15 protein-coding genes are annotated in these 13,998 nt (G+C 66.2%); 6 read left to right on the top strand and 9 right to left on the bottom strand.

Annotated elements, in window-relative coordinates; genetic code table 11:
- Positions 1–83: 83 nt before the first annotated feature.
- Positions 84–1,448: an LLM class flavin-dependent oxidoreductase gene (locus RTH46_RS13745; RefSeq protein ID WP_316905913.1), complete on the bottom strand. Its 1,365-nt coding sequence runs from the start codon at positions 1,446–1,448 to the stop codon at positions 84–86.
- 15 nt (positions 1,449–1,463) lie between these two features.
- The gene (locus RTH46_RS13750; RefSeq protein WP_316905914.1) at positions 1,464–2,444 is read right to left on the bottom strand and encodes an aliphatic sulfonate ABC transporter substrate-binding protein; all 981 of its coding nucleotides are present in this window, start codon (positions 2,442–2,444) and stop codon (positions 1,464–1,466) included.
- A 204-nt stretch (positions 2,445–2,648) separates the two neighbouring features.
- Between RTH46_RS13750 and RTH46_RS13755 the strand changes: the two genes are divergently transcribed.
- The gene (locus RTH46_RS13755; RefSeq protein ID WP_316905915.1) at positions 2,649–3,512 is read left to right on the top strand and encodes a hypothetical protein; all 864 of its coding nucleotides are present in this window, start codon (positions 2,649–2,651) and stop codon (positions 3,510–3,512) included.
- Between the two features lie 87 nt (positions 3,513–3,599).
- On the opposite strand, the gene RTH46_RS13760 is transcribed toward RTH46_RS13755, so the two are convergent.
- The gene (locus tag RTH46_RS13760) at positions 3,600–4,292 is read right to left on the bottom strand and encodes a class I SAM-dependent methyltransferase (protein ID WP_153787779.1); all 693 of its coding nucleotides are present in this window, start codon (positions 4,290–4,292) and stop codon (positions 3,600–3,602) included.
- A 105-nt stretch (positions 4,293–4,397) separates the two neighbouring features.
- Between RTH46_RS13760 and RTH46_RS13765 the strand changes: the two genes are divergently transcribed.
- The 3 genes from RTH46_RS13765 (at position 4,398) to RTH46_RS13775 (ending at position 7,206) form a co-directional block, all read left to right on the top strand.
- Positions 4,398–5,150 carry a class I SAM-dependent methyltransferase gene (locus tag RTH46_RS13765; RefSeq protein WP_316905916.1) on the top strand — a complete coding sequence of 251 codons (753 nt, stop codon included), beginning with the start codon at positions 4,398–4,400 and terminating at the stop codon, positions 5,148–5,150.
- A 142-nt stretch (positions 5,151–5,292) separates the two neighbouring features.
- Positions 5,293–6,267: a quinone oxidoreductase gene (locus tag RTH46_RS13770; protein ID WP_316905917.1), complete on the top strand. Its 975-nt coding sequence runs from the start codon at positions 5,293–5,295 to the stop codon at positions 6,265–6,267.
- A gap of 18 nt (positions 6,268–6,285) precedes the next feature.
- The gene (locus tag RTH46_RS13775; protein WP_316905918.1) at positions 6,286–7,206 is read left to right on the top strand and encodes a LysR family transcriptional regulator; all 921 of its coding nucleotides are present in this window, start codon (positions 6,286–6,288) and stop codon (positions 7,204–7,206) included.
- Positions 7,207–7,335: 129 nt separating this feature from the next.
- On the opposite strand, the gene RTH46_RS13780 is transcribed toward RTH46_RS13775, so the two are convergent.
- Both RTH46_RS13780 and RTH46_RS13785 read right to left on the bottom strand, forming a co-directional pair.
- Positions 7,336–7,665 (bottom strand): hypothetical protein, encoded by a 330-nt coding sequence (locus RTH46_RS13780; RefSeq protein ID WP_153787775.1) that lies wholly within the window; start codon positions 7,663–7,665, stop codon positions 7,336–7,338.
- A 74-nt stretch (positions 7,666–7,739) separates the two neighbouring features.
- A complete protein-coding gene (locus tag RTH46_RS13785) occupies positions 7,740–8,390 on the bottom strand; it encodes a DUF998 domain-containing protein (RefSeq protein ID WP_316905919.1) in 651 nt (216 codons plus the stop codon).
- 191 nt (positions 8,391–8,581) lie between these two features.
- On the opposite strand from RTH46_RS13785, the gene RTH46_RS13790 reads away from it, so the two are divergent.
- Both RTH46_RS13790 and RTH46_RS13795 read left to right on the top strand, forming a co-directional pair.
- Positions 8,582–9,331, top strand: coding sequence for a FadR/GntR family transcriptional regulator (locus RTH46_RS13790; protein WP_279849017.1), 750 nt, complete (start codon positions 8,582–8,584; stop codon positions 9,329–9,331).
- Positions 9,332–9,471: 140 nt separating this feature from the next.
- Positions 9,472–10,371 carry a pirin family protein gene (locus RTH46_RS13795; RefSeq protein ID WP_316905920.1) on the top strand — a complete coding sequence of 300 codons (900 nt, stop codon included), beginning with the start codon at positions 9,472–9,474 and terminating at the stop codon, positions 10,369–10,371.
- A 155-nt stretch (positions 10,372–10,526) separates the two neighbouring features.
- Here the strand turns inward: RTH46_RS13795 and RTH46_RS13800 are convergent, their stop codons facing one another.
- The 4 genes from RTH46_RS13800 to RTH46_RS13815 all read right to left on the bottom strand — a co-directional run bounded on the left by RTH46_RS13800 (position 10,527) and on the right by RTH46_RS13815 (position 13,912).
- Entirely contained in the window at positions 10,527–11,015 is a 489-nt protein-coding gene (locus tag RTH46_RS13800; RefSeq protein WP_153787771.1) for a DoxX family protein, read from the bottom strand.
- Positions 11,016–11,032: 17 nt separating this feature from the next.
- On the bottom strand, positions 11,033–11,644 hold the full coding sequence (locus tag RTH46_RS13805; protein ID WP_153787770.1) for a ferric reductase-like transmembrane domain-containing protein: 612 nt from the start codon (positions 11,642–11,644) through the stop codon (positions 11,033–11,035).
- A gap of 244 nt (positions 11,645–11,888) precedes the next feature.
- Positions 11,889–13,175 (bottom strand): sensor histidine kinase, encoded by a 1,287-nt coding sequence (locus tag RTH46_RS13810; RefSeq protein WP_153787769.1) that lies wholly within the window; start codon positions 13,173–13,175, stop codon positions 11,889–11,891.
- Positions 13,172–13,912 (bottom strand): response regulator, encoded by a 741-nt coding sequence (locus RTH46_RS13815; protein ID WP_110994426.1) that lies wholly within the window; start codon positions 13,910–13,912, stop codon positions 13,172–13,174. The genes RTH46_RS13810 and RTH46_RS13815 overlap by 4 nt, the downstream gene beginning before the upstream one ends.
- Positions 13,913–13,998: the final 86 nt, after the last annotated feature.

Consider the following 13,998-nt stretch of genomic DNA (forward strand, 5'->3'; position numbering starts at 1 on the left):
CGGTGCGTGCAGGGGATGCCGGGACAGCATAAGAGCCTGTCCGTGACATCCACAAATTAAATGTTGAAATACCCTGTATTTGTTTACTGAATGCGAGCGTGGCGCCCGACATGCTCCGCCGGCAGGCGGTCGCCCTGGCCGAACAGCTTGTGGCGCAAGGTGCCATCGGAGTACGCAGTGGGGTAGCGGCCACGGCGTTGCAGTTCGGGCACCAACAGCTCGACCACCTGGGCCAGATCGTCCGGTTGCACCGCATAGGTGAGGTTGAAACCGTCGATGCCGGTCTGCTCCAGCCACTGCTCCAGCTGATCGGCCACCTCGCTGGCGCTGCCCACCAGCACCGGGCCGCGCCCACCCAGGCCGACGAACTCGGCGGCCTCGCGCACGGTCCAGCGGCGGCTCGGGTCGGCGGCAGTGAACGCCGCCAGGGCGGCGCGGCCGGCGTCATTCTCCACATATTCAATGGGCGCGTCGGGGTCCAGGCCTGCGAAGTCGATGCCGGTCCAGCCCGACAGCAGGGCTAGGGCGGCATCGAGGTCTACATAGCGGCGGTATTCGGCGAAGCGCGCTTCGGCCTGCTCGCGGGTAGCGCCGACGATCAGCAACGCCTGTGCGTAGATCAGCACTTCGTCACGCCCGCGCCCGGCCACCTCGCTGGCCTGGCGAATGCCGTCGGCATAGCGACGCAGTACTGCGGGCGTCGGGCCACTGATGAACACGCACTCGGCGTGCCGCGCGGCGAACTGCTGGCCGCGTGCCGAGGCGCCAGCCTGGAACAGCACCGGGGTGCGCTGTGGCGAGGGTTGGCACAGGTGCATGCCGGGTACCTGGAAGTGCTCGCCGTGGTGGTTGATCGGGTGTACCCGGCTTGGCTCGATATAGCGCCCGGTTCCGCGCTCCAGCACCACCGCATCGTCTTCCCAGCTCTGCTCCCAGAGTTTGTACAGCACCTGCAGGTATTCTTCGGCCAGGTCGTAGCGCTGGTCGTGGCCGAGCTGCCGGGGCAGGCCCAGGTTGCGCGCGGCGCTGTCGAGGTAGCCGGTGACGATGTTCCAGCCGACCCGGCCATTGCTCAGGTGATCGAGGGTGGACATCCGCCGGGCGAAGGGGTACGGGTGCTCATAGGTCAACGAAAAGGTCACGCCGAAGCCCAGATGTTCCGTGACCCCGGCCATGGCCGGCACCAGCAGCAGCGGGTCGTTTACCGGCACCTGCACGCCGCCGCGCAGGGCCGCCTCGGGGCCGCCCTGGTAGACATCGTAGATGCCCAGCACATCGGCGATGAACAGCGCGTCGAACAGGCCGCGCTCCAGCAGCCGGGCCAGGTCGGTCCAGTAGTCCAGGCGGTTGAACTCGGCACTGGTGTTGCGTGGATGGCGCCACAGGCCTGGGGACTGGTGGCTGGCGGCGTTCATGCTGAAGGCGTTGAAGCGGATCGGGCGGGGCATCGTCGGCTCCTTTGCTCAGGGCAGCACGGAGGCCGGGTAAACCGCGTCGGCGACGTTCAGCTTGCGCGGGATCAGGCCCAGGCCCTGGAAGGTGTCGGCCAGCTTCTGCTGTTCGGCGACGATCTGCGGGGTAATGGCCACGGCATTGTAGTTGCGCCGCTCGCTGGCGGTCTTGAGCACGTCCGCACCAATCCCCAGTTGCGGCGACAACAGGCTGGCGACTTCGCCGGGCTGGGCGTTGGCCCATTGGCTGACCTTGGCCAGTTCGCCGAAGAAGGTCTTGAGCAGCGCGCGGTGCTGGTCGGCGAAGTCGGCGGTGGACAGGTAGAAGGTACGGTTGTTCGACAGCCCGCTGCCGTCGCGCAGGTTTTTCAGGCCCGGCTGCTTTTCGGCAGCGGCGAGGAATGGGTCCCACAGGGTGACGGCCTGCACGCTGCCCGACTGCAGCGCGGCGACGGCATCGGCGGCGTTGTTGACGTAGGCCGGGGTGATGTCCTGGTAGCTCAGGCCGGCCTGCTCCAGGGCCACGGCCAGCAGGTACTGGGCGTTCCAGCCGCGGCCGGTGGCCACGCGCTGGCCCTTGAGCTGGGCGACCGAAGTGATCTGGTCCTGCTCGCGCACCACCAGGCCGATGCCGCGCGGGTAAGGCTGCTCGGCGGCCAGGTAGACCACCGGCTTGCCGGCGGCCTGGGCGAACACCGAAGGCGCGTCGGCGGCGTGGCCCAGGTCGATGGCGCCGGTGCTCAGCGCTTCGAGCAGTTGCGGGCCGGCGGCGAACTCATGCCAGCTGACCTTCACGCCCTGGGGCGCCAGGGCTTTTTCCAGGGCACCGCTGCCCTTGAGAATGTTGATGCTGTTGAACTTCTGGTAGCCGATACGCAGGGTCTTGCCATCGCCAGCAACCGCGTTGGACCAAGGCAACAGGGCGCTGGCAACGCTGGCCAGCAGGCCGCCGATCAGCAGGCGGCGCAGGGGAGAGAAGGCACGGGAAGGCACGGTGAGGGCTCCTTGAGCAGGCGGGAAAGCGTGGCTCCAGCCTACGGAGCTGGCAGGGGGCATTTCAATTTTTTTATTCCATTCAGTTAGATTGTTTTGTTATTTTTATATCCATTAATTATCTTGGCCAAGCCGGACCCTGGTTGTTGACATATTTTTCACATGCCCTTGCTACGATCTCGCCACTTTCCAGGAGCTGAATCGATGATGCATGTTCTGCGCAAGCGCGGTGTTCGCCTGGCCTTGGCCGCCAGTGCAGGGCTGGTTGCCAGCACCCTGGGTTTTTTCGCATGGCAGAGTTTCTACCCGGTGCAGGCCGCCGATGGCTGGCGCGTGCAGGTGCTACACAGCGCACTGGACAAGGCCGCCTCGTTGCTGCCCCAGGCCGACGGCAGCCTGCTGGTGAGCCGCGAGCTCAGCGGTGGCAAAGGCAGCATCATCAAGATCGATGCCGACGGTAATCGCAGGGTGCTGGTTGAAGGCTTATCCAAGCCCGATGGCATGGTCGCCGTGGAAGGCGGTTGGGCGTTCAGCCAAGAGGTGGGTGAGGCGCCGGTCAGCCTGTCGCGCAATGGCCAGGTCATGCCCTTGTTTCAGGGCAACAATGTGCAAGGCCTGTACAACGATGGCGAACACCTTTACGCGATCGAAGACCGCAAGGGGGATGGCCGGCTGATGCGCTACGACTGGCGCAGCGGCCAACTGGATGTGCTGCGCTCGGGCCTGACCGAAACCGAAGGGCTGACCCGCTGCAACGACGGTCGCCTGCTGTATACCGAGAAGGCCAGCGGCAAGATTCGGGCGCTCAGCGACGATGGCCAGGACCCGGTGGTGGTCGAAGGTTTGCGCAACCCGACGTTCCTGCTCTGCGATGCCCGCGGCCTGTGGATCAGCGAAGACTCCACCCACCGTGCCCGGCTGCTGCGCGTCGACGGCGATGGCTCGCGGCACACCGTGCTCAGCTTCCTCAAGGCGCCGCAAGCGATCGTGCCGGACGGCAAGGGTGGCTACCTGCTCGCCGAAGGCGGCCGCGACCGTGTGCTGCATCTGACCCCGCCTGCGCTGTAGCAGCCCCTGTGGGAGCGGCCTCAGCCGCGAACACGGGCGCAGCCCGTGCCATCCGGCGCGGTTCCTGCATCGTGGCTGAAGCCACTCCTACACGGCACTGAGTTCAGGCTCACCGACGTGCTGCGCCACCAGCAACAACGATTGTGGCAGCGCGCTCTGCGGATGCTGCGGCTCGTGCAGTTCCAGCAGCCTGAACCCGGCCATTTCCAGTGCCTTCAACCAACTGGCCAGGGTGCGGAAATACCAAGGCATCGGCTGCCAATCGCCGCTGAACCCGGCGAATGATTCTTCGCGCCAGCCATCCTGGTAGTTTCCGGCGGCCGCTGTCCACGGGTGCAGGGTCTGGATCACCAGCGTTCCCCGGGCCTCCAGCAGCCCGCCCAGTGCGTGCAGCAGAGGAATGATGTCCTGGTGCAGCAACGCGAAGTTGGCGCAGATCAGCGAGTACTCGCAGCCAATATCCACCGTTCCTGCGGCCAACTGCTCATAACTGGCCAGGTGCACCTTGGCCGCCCCCGTCGCCTGTGCAGCCGCTACCAGCGTTGCATCGCCATCCACCCCGACCGCCTCGACACCCCGCGTGGCCAGCGCCCGCAACAGCCAGCCTTCACCACAGCCAAGATCGAGCACGCGCTGCGGCTGACGGCCGAGCACGGCGAGCAGGATGGCCTGGTCGGTGACCTGGCGGCGGGACTCGATAGCACCGCTGCGCACGGCCTCGATCCAGGCCTGGGCGTTTTGCTGCCAACTGTGCAGCAGCGGATCTTGTGGGGCTGGCATGGAAGAGTTCCGGTGGACGCGGGTGGCACAAGGATAGGCCAGATCCGCCTTGTGTCAGGGGACCGTTGCTCGGCACACTCATGCGTCCTCGCTAAGGAGTAAGGCATGGCACTTGCGAAAGCGGATTTCACCACGCGGTTGTTGCTCGACGCCGGAATAGGCCCTGGCATGCGTGTGCTGGATGTCGGTTGCGGCACCGGCGAGGTGAGCCTGCTGCTGGCTCGCCTGGTGGATGGCGATGGTGCGGTTGTAGGCGTTGACCAGGCGGCCGGGGCGCTGGAGAGCGCCCGGCAATGCGAAGTGCCGAGGGGGGCTGCGCCGCCCGAGTTCATCCACGCCGACCTGAATGCGCTGCCTGCCTCGCTGGGGCTGTTCGACGCCATCGTCGGGCGCCGGGTGCTGATGTACCAGCCGGATCCGCTCAAGGCCGTGCGGGGGCTGGCCCGGCACCTGCTGCCGGGTGGCGTGATGGTGTTCCAAGAGCACGACGCCAGCCTGACGCCGGCCAGCCGCGAACCTTTCCCGTTGCACCGCAAGGCCCAGCAGTGGCTGCAGCGCATGCTCGAGCTAGAGGGCGCCGACCTGCACATCGGCTTCAATCTGCACCGCATCCTCAGCCAGGCCGGGCTTGCGGTGGAGGACCTGCGCGCCGAATGCCTGGTGCAGACGCCCGACAGCCGCTACGCCTTGGCCGATATCGTTCGCGCCTGTCTGCCGCGGATTATCGAACAGGGCGTGGCCAGTGCCCGGCAGGTAGGCATCGAAACCCTGCAGTCACGACTCGATGCCGAGCGCCAGGCCAGTACGGGTATCTATATCGGCGACATGCTGTATGGCGTGGTGGCGCGCAAGCGCTGATCGCCCAGCAGCAACCGCGCTATGGGTTTTATTCGGCGACTGCTGTTTTTGGTGCACGAATCATCTGCACCAGGCCTGATTGTTCGATCTGTTGCAGCGCTCTAGCCTGAGCCCGACTTTGCAATCACCCAAGGAAACGAACATGGCCAAGCGAATAGTCCTGCAGCAGACCGGCGGCACCGAAGTCCTGCACCTGCAGGACCTGCCGGTACAACAACCCGGCCCCGGCGAGGTATGGCTGGAACAGGCCGCTATCGGGGTCAACCCGCTGGACGTGCTGCAGCGCAAGGGTGGCGCGCCAGTGCCGCTGCCCTGCGGCCTGGGCCTGGAGGGCGCCGGGCGGGTAGCCGCAGTAGGCGCGGGCGTCACCAACGTGAAGGTGGGCGACTCCGTGGGCTATGCCACCGGCCCACTTGGCGGCTATGCCAGTGCACGCCTGTACCCGGCCGAGCGGTTGGTGAAGCTGCCGGCGGGCCTGAGCGAAGAGCAGGCCGCCGCGACCCTGTTCAAGGGCATCACCGCCCAGTACCTGCTGACCAGCACCTACCCGGTCGGCCCTGGGACACGGGTACTGATCTATGGCGCCGCCGGTGCGCTCGGCCAATTGATGGTGCCTTGGGCCAAGCACCTGGGGGCGACCGTCATCGGTGTGGTGTCGCGGCCACAGAGCCTGGCCCGGGCCAAGGCCGCAGGGTGCGACCACGTGCTGCAGTTCAACGCCGCCACCCTGGCCGCCGAGGTGCGCGAGCTGACTGCCGGGGAGGGCGTGGACGTGGTCTACGACAGCGTCGGGCGCCTCTCGCTCGACGCTTCGCTGGACAGCCTGCGCCCACGCGGTCTGCTGGTGTCGTTCGGCGGCAGTTCCGGCGCGCCGGCAGCCATCGAGGTCGCCACGCTCAACGCCAAGGGCTCGCTGTTCGTCACCCGCCCGTCACTGGCGGCGCACACCCGCACCGCCGAGGAGTATCAGGCCCGCGCGGCAAGCGTGCTGGCAGCGCTTGGCGCGGGTATCATCCAGCCGCGGATCTGGCGCCGCTACCCATTGGCCGATGTGGCCAGGGCCCATGAAGACCTGGAACAGGGCCGGTCGGAGGGGGCGCTGATCCTTACCCCCTGATCGCGGATGAGCCTTGCCATGGACCCCTTCGACAGCCGTCGGGCCGACGAACTTGCCACCTTGCTGGCCCTGCACGAACAGGGGTCGTTCGCCGCCGCCGGGCGCCAGCTGGAGCGCCACCCTTCGGTGCTGTCCCGGCGCCTGGGTGCGCTGGAGCAGCGCCTGGGCATCCGCCTGGTGGAACGCACCACCCGCCAGCTGCGCTTCACCGACGAAGGCCAGCGTCTGGTGGAGCGCCTGCGCCATGCCAGTCGGTTGATCGACGAGGCCGAGCAGGAGGCTGCATTGGGCGCCGCACAGGTGCGCGGTCGCCTGCGCCTGGCGCTGCCAGCGGCCATGGGCCGGCGCTGGCTCAGCGGGCTGCTGGCGGATTTCGTGCTGGCCCACCCGCAGGTCACGATCGACGCCGAGTACGCCGACCGTTTCGTCGACCTGGTGGGCGAGGGGTTCGATGCCGCCATCCGTATTGGCGAGCTGGCCGACAACCGCCTGGTGGCCAGCAAGCTGTGCGAGCACCTGCGCATCCTCTGCGCCGCGCCGGGCTACCTGGAACGGCATGGCACGCCGCAGTTGCCGGCCGACCTGGCCAGCCACAACTGCCTGGGCTTCAGTGGGCTGCGTTCGTTCCCCGAGTGGCACCTCACCGCCAAGGGCCGCCAGGCGAGCGTCAAGGTCGCTGGCAGCCTGCGCGGCAACGACAACGAGGCGCTGCTGGAGGCGGCGCGGCGGGGTGTGGGGATTCTCGCCGGTGGCGACTGGTTGATGGTCGAGGACCTGCAAGCCGGCCGGCTGGTGCGGATACTGCCGGAGTGGCAACTGGATGTGGCCGCGGGGATCTACCTGGTGCGGCCTTCGGCGCGGCTCAACACGGCGGTGATGCAGGCGTTCAAGGCCTGGCTCGAAGTCTGTTTCCAGGATGGCGCGCCATGGCGACATTGAACTCGAAATCAAATCATGTATTGGCTGTAACATATTGATTTTGAATGATTTATCCGGATAGGCGCTGAGCGAGGCAAATCCGGATAAGTCACTTTCAGATAATTTTGTAAATTACTGATTTATAAGCATTTATCGCTTAGCAAGCGCATGCTGGGCACACTGCTCATAGTAGGTCTGTTTGATCGCCGCCGGCTTGAGTCGCGAGCGGCTGTTGTAGGTCTGCTCGGTGATGCCGAAGGCGGTCATGCGCATCCAGGGTTTGGCGAACTTGCGGGCCTGCAGCTTCTTGCGCGTGGCGTACAAGGTGACCCCGGAAAGCTTGGCCTGCTGGGCCTCGGCGGCGATTTGCGCGCCCCAGCCGCACACCTGGCGATCGTTCTGGCTCAGTGCCCTGGCCTGGGCGCCGAAGGTGGCGACGGCCAACAGGCAGCCGGCTACGCTTGCTAGAAATACCCGCATGTTGCTGTCCTAAGCGTCTGAAGGAAAACGGAGTTTGCCCGTACTTCAAACGCCTGGGGGCCAGCAATTTGCCGTCAGGCGATGGCCATGCGCAGTGGGTTGTGGCGGCTGGGGCGCAGCGACACCAGGGCCAGGGCCGCCAGCCACAGCAGCGAGACCCCGTAGTTCAGGCGCTGATACAGCCCGAACAATTGCCCGGTGTCGGCTGCCCGCGCCATCAGCAGCACCGTGACCACCGCCAGCACGGCGCACAGCAACGACCACCAGGCCAGGCCGCGTGATCGGGCCAGGCGCTGGCCGAGGCCGATCCACAGCACGCAGGCCAGGGTCAGGGAGAGGAACATCAGCAACCCGCTGAGGTTGTGCAGTTGCTGCGACAGCGAAGGTGTCATCGGCGCACAGCCGGCATCACAGGCAAACCAACCGGTGCCCAGGCTGCCCACGCCATGCAGCAGGATCAGCAGCGCGCTCAGTTGCGCCATCCTGGACTGTCGCCAACGTCGCGCCAGGCCCCAGGCGAACAAGGCGAACAGCAAGGCCAGGGGGAAGTTGTTGATCCATGGCGAGAACATGTGGGTGGGGGCATCCACCGCGCCGAGCTGGCTCATGGCCTGTTGCAGGTGGCTGTAGCCGGGGTAGGCCTGGGCGGTCAGTGCGACGCCGATCAGCAACCAGAATGGGATCAGCAGGCCGCTGGCGAGCAACAGGCGATCGAATGTCTTCATGCAGGTTCCTTCCTTGGTGGGCATGGGCAAGCGCGCAGCCTAGCGCCCTGGCAGGGCATTTCGCCAGCATTCGATAACGTCGCGTCGCCTGCCGGTGGCCGACGAAAGGTGAAATCCCCAGCACACGTATGTGATCGTACAACTGCTTGCGCTATCATCACGCCTGTCTTTCACAACAAGATGTACAGGGCATGACAGAGCAGCAGGTACAGCCGCGCACCCGGCGCAAGCCGCGCAGTCTCGCGCAGGAACTGGTCACGGTGCTGACCGAGCGCATTCGCAACGGCCAGCTCAAACCCGGTGACAAGCTTCCCACCGAATCGCAGATCATGGTCGAGGAGGGCGTAAGCCGGACCGTGGTGCGTGAAGCCATCTCGCGGCTGCAGGCCGCCGGCCAGGTCGAAACCCGGCACGGCATCGGCACATTCGTCCTGGATGCACCGACCGCCGGCGGTTTCCGTATCGACCCGGCCACGGTTGTCACCCTGCGCGAAGTGCTGGCGGTGCTGGAGCTGCGTATCGCCCTGGAGATCGAGTCGGCCGGGCTTGCCGCACAGCGGCGCAGCGACGAGCAGCTGGCCGGCATGCGCGCCGCACTCGACGAGCTCAACGAAGGGGCGGCCCACGCTTCGGACGCGGTCTCGGCGGATTTCCAGTTTCACCTGCGCATCGCCCAGGCCAGCGGCAATCACTACTTCGCCGATATCATCAACCACCTGGGCACCAGCATCATCCCGCGCACCCGCCTCAACTCCGCGCGCCTGGCCCATGACGACCAAGCCCACTACATGGGCCGGCTGATGCACGAGCACGAAGCCATCTACGAGGCCATTGCCCGGCACGACAGCGAAGGCGCGAAAATGGCCATGCGTCTGCACCTGAGCAATAGTCGCGAGCGCTTGCGCCAGGCCCATGAACAGGCCGAGGCACAAGGGGCCTGACATCTCAGCCGGCTGCACCGGCCCGTTCGCCGGCGCTGTCGGATTGTTCTATATGTGGGACGATGCATGCCATTTTGGCTGTCTAGTGTGCGATTAACCTCATCTGTAACGTGGTGCCCATCCACGAGAGGAGGTTTCTCATGAAAAAGATCCAGGGTATCCACCGCAGCCCCCACGCCCACTGGGTGGGTGACGGTTTCCCGGTGCGTAGCCTGTTCACCTACGACCATCTGGCCCGGCATATCAGCCCGTTCCTGCTGCTGGACTACGCCGGCCCCCATGATTTCGCCCCGACCAGTGCCCGCCGTGGCGTCGGCCAGCACCCGCACCGCGGTTTCGAGACGGTGACCATCGTCTATCAGGGCGAGCTGGAGCACCGCGACTCCACTGGCGCCGGTGGCCTGATCGGCCCGGGTGACGTGCAGTGGATGACCGCCGCAGGCGGTATCATTCACGAGGAGTTCCATTCGCCGGCCTTTGCCAAGCGTGGCGGCACCCTGGAGATGGTGCAGTTGTGGGTCAACCTGCCGGCCAAGGACAAGCGTGCCGCCGCCGGCTACCAGACCCTGTTGGCCAGCGATATCCCGGTGGTGTCGCTGGAAGGCGAGGCTGGCAGCCTGCGGGTGATTGCCGGCCGCTACCTCGAACACCAGGGCCCGGCCCGCACCTTCACCGACATGGATGTGTGGGACCTGCGCCTGAAGGCCGGTGCAAGCCTGCAGTTGCCGGTTGCCAGCGGGCGCAACGCGGCGCTGGTGGTGCTGCGCGGCACCCTGCGGGTCAACGGCGAGCGCGAGGCCGGCCCGGCCAGCCTGGTGCTGTTCGAGCGTGATGGCGAGGGGCTGCGTATCGACGCGCTGGAGGATGTCAGCGTGCTGCTGCTCAGCGGCGAGCCGATCGACGAGCCGATCGTAGGTTACGGCCCGTTCGTGATGAACAGCCAGGCGGAGATCGCAGAGTCGTTCGACGATTTCCAGGCCGGGCGCTTCGGCCAGATGGGCGGGGTTGAAACCGGTCCCGCGCTAATGCCTGACAGGTAACATTTCATCGTCACCAATGGGGCTGCTTTGCAGCCCTTCGCGGGTAAACCCGCTCCCACAAGATTGCGCAAAGCCTAGAGCTGGCGCAAAACCTGTGGGAGCGGGTTTACCCGCGAAGGGCCGCAAAGCGGCCCCGATTGGCTGACTGACCGGTATCAGGCCCGACGCCACAGCCAGTGATCCAGGCTCAGGCGCCCCGAACCCTTGAGCAGCAACGGTAGCAGCGCCACCAGGTAGATCAGCGGCAGTTTGAAGTTGCCATGCCCCTGGTCGCTGATCGCATAGCCCTGGGCCAGCTCCGCAAGGCTTGACCACTCGGCCGGCCAATGCACGGCGGCAATTGCCACCAGCGTCACCACCGCCAGCACCGCGCTGGCCAGTCGCGTGCCCAGGCCCAACAGCAGAAGCAACGGGCAGAGCAGCTCGGCCCACATCGACAACTGCCAGTTCAGGCCCGCAGGCAGCAGGTCGAAGGGGAACGGAAAGCTCCCTTGCAAGTCGGCGAACCAGTTGGCGCCGTTGAATTTCTCCAGCCCCGATTCGAAGAACTCCCAGGCCAGGAATAGCCGAAGCGGCAAGTCGGCGCCCCAGTTGCCGATACGGTCGAGGGCGGTAAACGGGCGGGTCAGGGTGTGCGTCAGCATGGCAGAACTCCTTGGGATCAGTGGGACGTGACTGGGCGGCGCAGTTGCAGGGCAGCCTTGGCGATGAGCTTGAGGGTGATGGCGGCGAACATCAGGGCGAAGGCCAGCGGGTACCAGCCTCCGAGAGGAATGCGCTTGTAGAACGACAGGCAGAACACCGCTGCCAGCACCCAGGTCCCTGTACTGTGCAGGCCCTTCCACTGGCGCGGGCCGAGCAGGCGAGCGGGCGTTTTGAACGAGGTGATGCCGAGCAGCAGGATGCACAGGTAACCCAGCGAGCCCGGCAGGTTGGCCAGCGCCGTGCGCCCGGCCCAGAACAGTTCGGGGAAGCGTTGGGCATAGAGGTAGATGAGGGCCCCGTGCACCGTGTGTGAAAACGCAAAGGCCAGGCCCAGGTAGCGCCTTTCACGCATCAGCTGGCGGCTTGTCGCGCCGGGCAGCAGGGTGACCAGCGACGAGGCGAGGAAGGCCAGCAGGAACAGCGCGAACGAACTGCGAGCGGTGGCGCGGATGGCACTGCGCAGGCCTTCGGCGCCCGCCGGGTAGGCGGCGAGTACGGCGGCGGTCATCAGCAGGGTCAGGGCGGCGAGGGCGGCAAACAGCTTCCAGCCGCTGGGCAAGGCTTTCATCGATGGGTTTCCCGGAGTGTGTGGCGACGGCGGGGTGCCGTCGCTCTGTTGTGGCCGGGAGTTTGCGGGGGTGGGGTATCTGCAGTGTGTCGGCGGGTTGGGGGTTGTGTATCGGTTTGTAGATCAGCTTTGCCTTGGCGGCCTCATCGCCGGCAAGCCGGCTCCCACAGGGTTGGTGCATGCCTTGGATTCATGCGGTCTTGGTGGGAGCTGGCTTGCCAGCGATGAGGCCAGCACAGGCCGCTCAGCGCAGCTCGATCTGCGCGCACAGCCCGCCTTCTGCGCGGTTGCGCAAGGTAAGGCTGCCGCCCATGGCCTGGGTCAGCTGATGGGCGATGGCCAGGCCCAGCCCGGTGCCGCCGGTACTGCGATTGCGCGACCCCTCGACCCGGTAGAACGGCTTGAGTACTTCATCGAGCTCCGCCTCAGGGATGCCCGGGCCGTGGTCAAGTACACGGATCAGCGTCACGCCGCCCTCATGGCCGACTTCAAGCTGGGCGGCACCGGCAAACTTCAGGGCGTTGTCCACCAGGTTGACCAGCACCCGGCGTAGGGCGTGGGGCCGTGCCTGCAGGGTGGCCTGGGTGCTGCCACGGCGCTCGACCCGGGCACCGCTGTCCTGGTAGTCGAACACCAGGCTGTCGAGGAAGGCATCCAGGTTGACCTTGCACGGCGCCTCGGTGCCGCTGTCCATGCTGCGGGCGTAGGCCACGCCTTCACGCACCAGATGCTCCATGGCGTCGAGGTCATGCCACAGCTTGTCTTTTTCCAGCCCGTCGTCCATCTGCTCGACCCGCAGTTTCATGCGGGTGATCGGGGTTTGCAGGTCGTGGGAGATCGCTGCAAGCAGTTGCATGCGTTCCTTGAGGTAGGCCGCGATTCGCGCCTGCAGGGCATTGAAGGCGACGGCGGCATAGCGCACCTCGCGCGGGCCGCTTTCGTCCAGCAGCGGGCCGGGGTGGTTCGGGTCGAGATTGTCCACCGCCTGCACCAGGCGGGTCAGCGGGCCGATGGCCAGGCGTACCGCCAGCCAGGTGCAGAGCAGCAGCACCAGCAGCTGGATCAGCAGCACCACTGGCAGCCAGGTGGCCACCGGCACCGGTGCCGGGGTCACGTCGATGGTCAATGGCGCGCCGTCGGCCAGGCGCAGGTGGGCCTGGAAGTGCGCGTTGGGGCCGGGGATCTCGAGGAAGGTCAACTGATAGCGATCACCGATGGCCTTGACGATCGACTCGGCGGCCATGGGCGCTTCGGCACTGGGCATGGCCTCGCCAGGCAGCCCGCCGTCGAGGCGGTAGCGGTAGGTGCGCCGCTCCAGGCGCGGCAGCCAGGCCGGGCGCTCGGCGGCGGGCAGGCGGTCGAGGATGGCCACCGAGGTGGACACGTCCAGCTCCAGGTTGCTGAGCATCATCGAGCGGCTGCTGACGTAGCGCTCATACGCCTGCAGACTGAACGACAGGCCGTAGGCCAGCACCAGCCCGGTGAAGAAGATCAGTGCCAGGCGCGAGGCGAGGGTACGCGGCCATTTCATGCCGGAGACTCCAGCAGTTGCACTGGCAGCGAGAACACATAGCCCTCGCTGCGCACGGTCTTGATGCAGGTGGGCTCGCGGGCGTCGTCGCCCAGGCGCTGGCGCAGGCGGCTGACCAGCAAATCGATGGAGCGGTCGAAGATGTCGGCCTCGCGGCCTTGAGTGAGGTTGAGCAGTTGTTCGCGGCTGAGCACCCGTTGCGGGTGGTCGAGAAATACCCGCAGCAGCCGGTATTCGGCGCCGGACAACGCCACCAGCGTGCCTTCGGCGTCCAGCAGGTGGCGCGAGGTTGTGTCCAGGCGCCATGGGCCGAAGGCGATCAGCCGGCTGCTTTCGCTGATGGTCAGGTTGGGCGGCAGCATGCGCGTGCGGCGCAGCACGGCGTTGATCCGTGCCAGCAGCTCGCGGGCGGAGAAGGGCTTGGTCAGGTAGTCGTCGGCGCCCATCTCCAGGCCGATGATGCGGTCGGTTTCATCGTTGCGCGCGGTCAGCATCAGCACCGGCGTGTTGCGGTGCTTGCCGGCACGCAGTTCGCGGCACAGCAGCAGGCCGTCGTCCCCGGGCATCATGATGTCGAGGACGATCAGGTCGACGGCGTTGTTCTCGAGGAAGGCGCGCATCTGCCGGCCATCGGCGACGATGCTGGTGCGCAGGCCGTTCTTCTTCAGGTAGTTGCCGACCAGTTCGCGGATCTCGCGGTCGTCGTCAACGACCAGGATGTGATCGACGTGTTCCATCTGGGGGTGTCCTTGTCTTGGGTGTGGGCGCAGTGTACCGAGCGCGTTCGGCCTTGCCTGCGGCGGTTTGTATTGCAGTGTATCTG

It is taken from the genome of Pseudomonas sp. zfem004 (genome assembly GCF_032621715.1).
GTDB lineage: Bacteria > Pseudomonadota > Gammaproteobacteria > Pseudomonadales > Pseudomonadaceae > Aquipseudomonas > Aquipseudomonas sichuanensis.

Bases quoted from the DNA above. Each gene is read 5' to 3' on its own strand.
- RTH46_RS13745 (WP_316905913.1), bottom strand. From the start codon at position 1,448: ATGCCCCGCCCGATCCGCTTCAACGCCTTCAGCATGAACGCCGCCAGC.
- RTH46_RS13755 (WP_316905915.1), top strand. From the start codon at position 2,649: ATGATGCATGTTCTGCGCAAGCGCGGTGTTCGCCTGGCCTTGGCCGCC.
- RTH46_RS13760 (WP_153787779.1), bottom strand. From the start codon at position 4,292: ATGCCAGCCCCACAAGATCCGCTGCTGCACAGTTGGCAGCAAAACGCC.
- RTH46_RS13765 (WP_316905916.1), top strand. From the start codon at position 4,398: ATGGCACTTGCGAAAGCGGATTTCACCACGCGGTTGTTGCTCGACGCC.
- RTH46_RS13770 (WP_316905917.1), top strand. From the start codon at position 5,293: ATGGCCAAGCGAATAGTCCTGCAGCAGACCGGCGGCACCGAAGTCCTG.
- RTH46_RS13775 (WP_316905918.1), top strand. From the start codon at position 6,286: ATGGACCCCTTCGACAGCCGTCGGGCCGACGAACTTGCCACCTTGCTG.
- RTH46_RS13780 (WP_153787775.1), bottom strand. From the start codon at position 7,665: ATGCGGGTATTTCTAGCAAGCGTAGCCGGCTGCCTGTTGGCCGTCGCC.
- RTH46_RS13785 (WP_316905919.1), bottom strand. From the start codon at position 8,390: ATGAAGACATTCGATCGCCTGTTGCTCGCCAGCGGCCTGCTGATCCCA.
- RTH46_RS13790 (WP_279849017.1), top strand. From the start codon at position 8,582: ATGACAGAGCAGCAGGTACAGCCGCGCACCCGGCGCAAGCCGCGCAGT.
- RTH46_RS13795 (WP_316905920.1), top strand. From the start codon at position 9,472: ATGAAAAAGATCCAGGGTATCCACCGCAGCCCCCACGCCCACTGGGTG.
- RTH46_RS13800 (WP_153787771.1), bottom strand. From the start codon at position 11,015: ATGCTGACGCACACCCTGACCCGCCCGTTTACCGCCCTCGACCGTATC.
- RTH46_RS13805 (WP_153787770.1), bottom strand. From the start codon at position 11,644: ATGAAAGCCTTGCCCAGCGGCTGGAAGCTGTTTGCCGCCCTCGCCGCC.
- RTH46_RS13810 (WP_153787769.1), bottom strand. From the start codon at position 13,175: ATGAAATGGCCGCGTACCCTCGCCTCGCGCCTGGCACTGATCTTCTTC.
- RTH46_RS13815 (WP_110994426.1), bottom strand. From the start codon at position 13,912: ATGGAACACGTCGATCACATCCTGGTCGTTGACGACGACCGCGAGATC.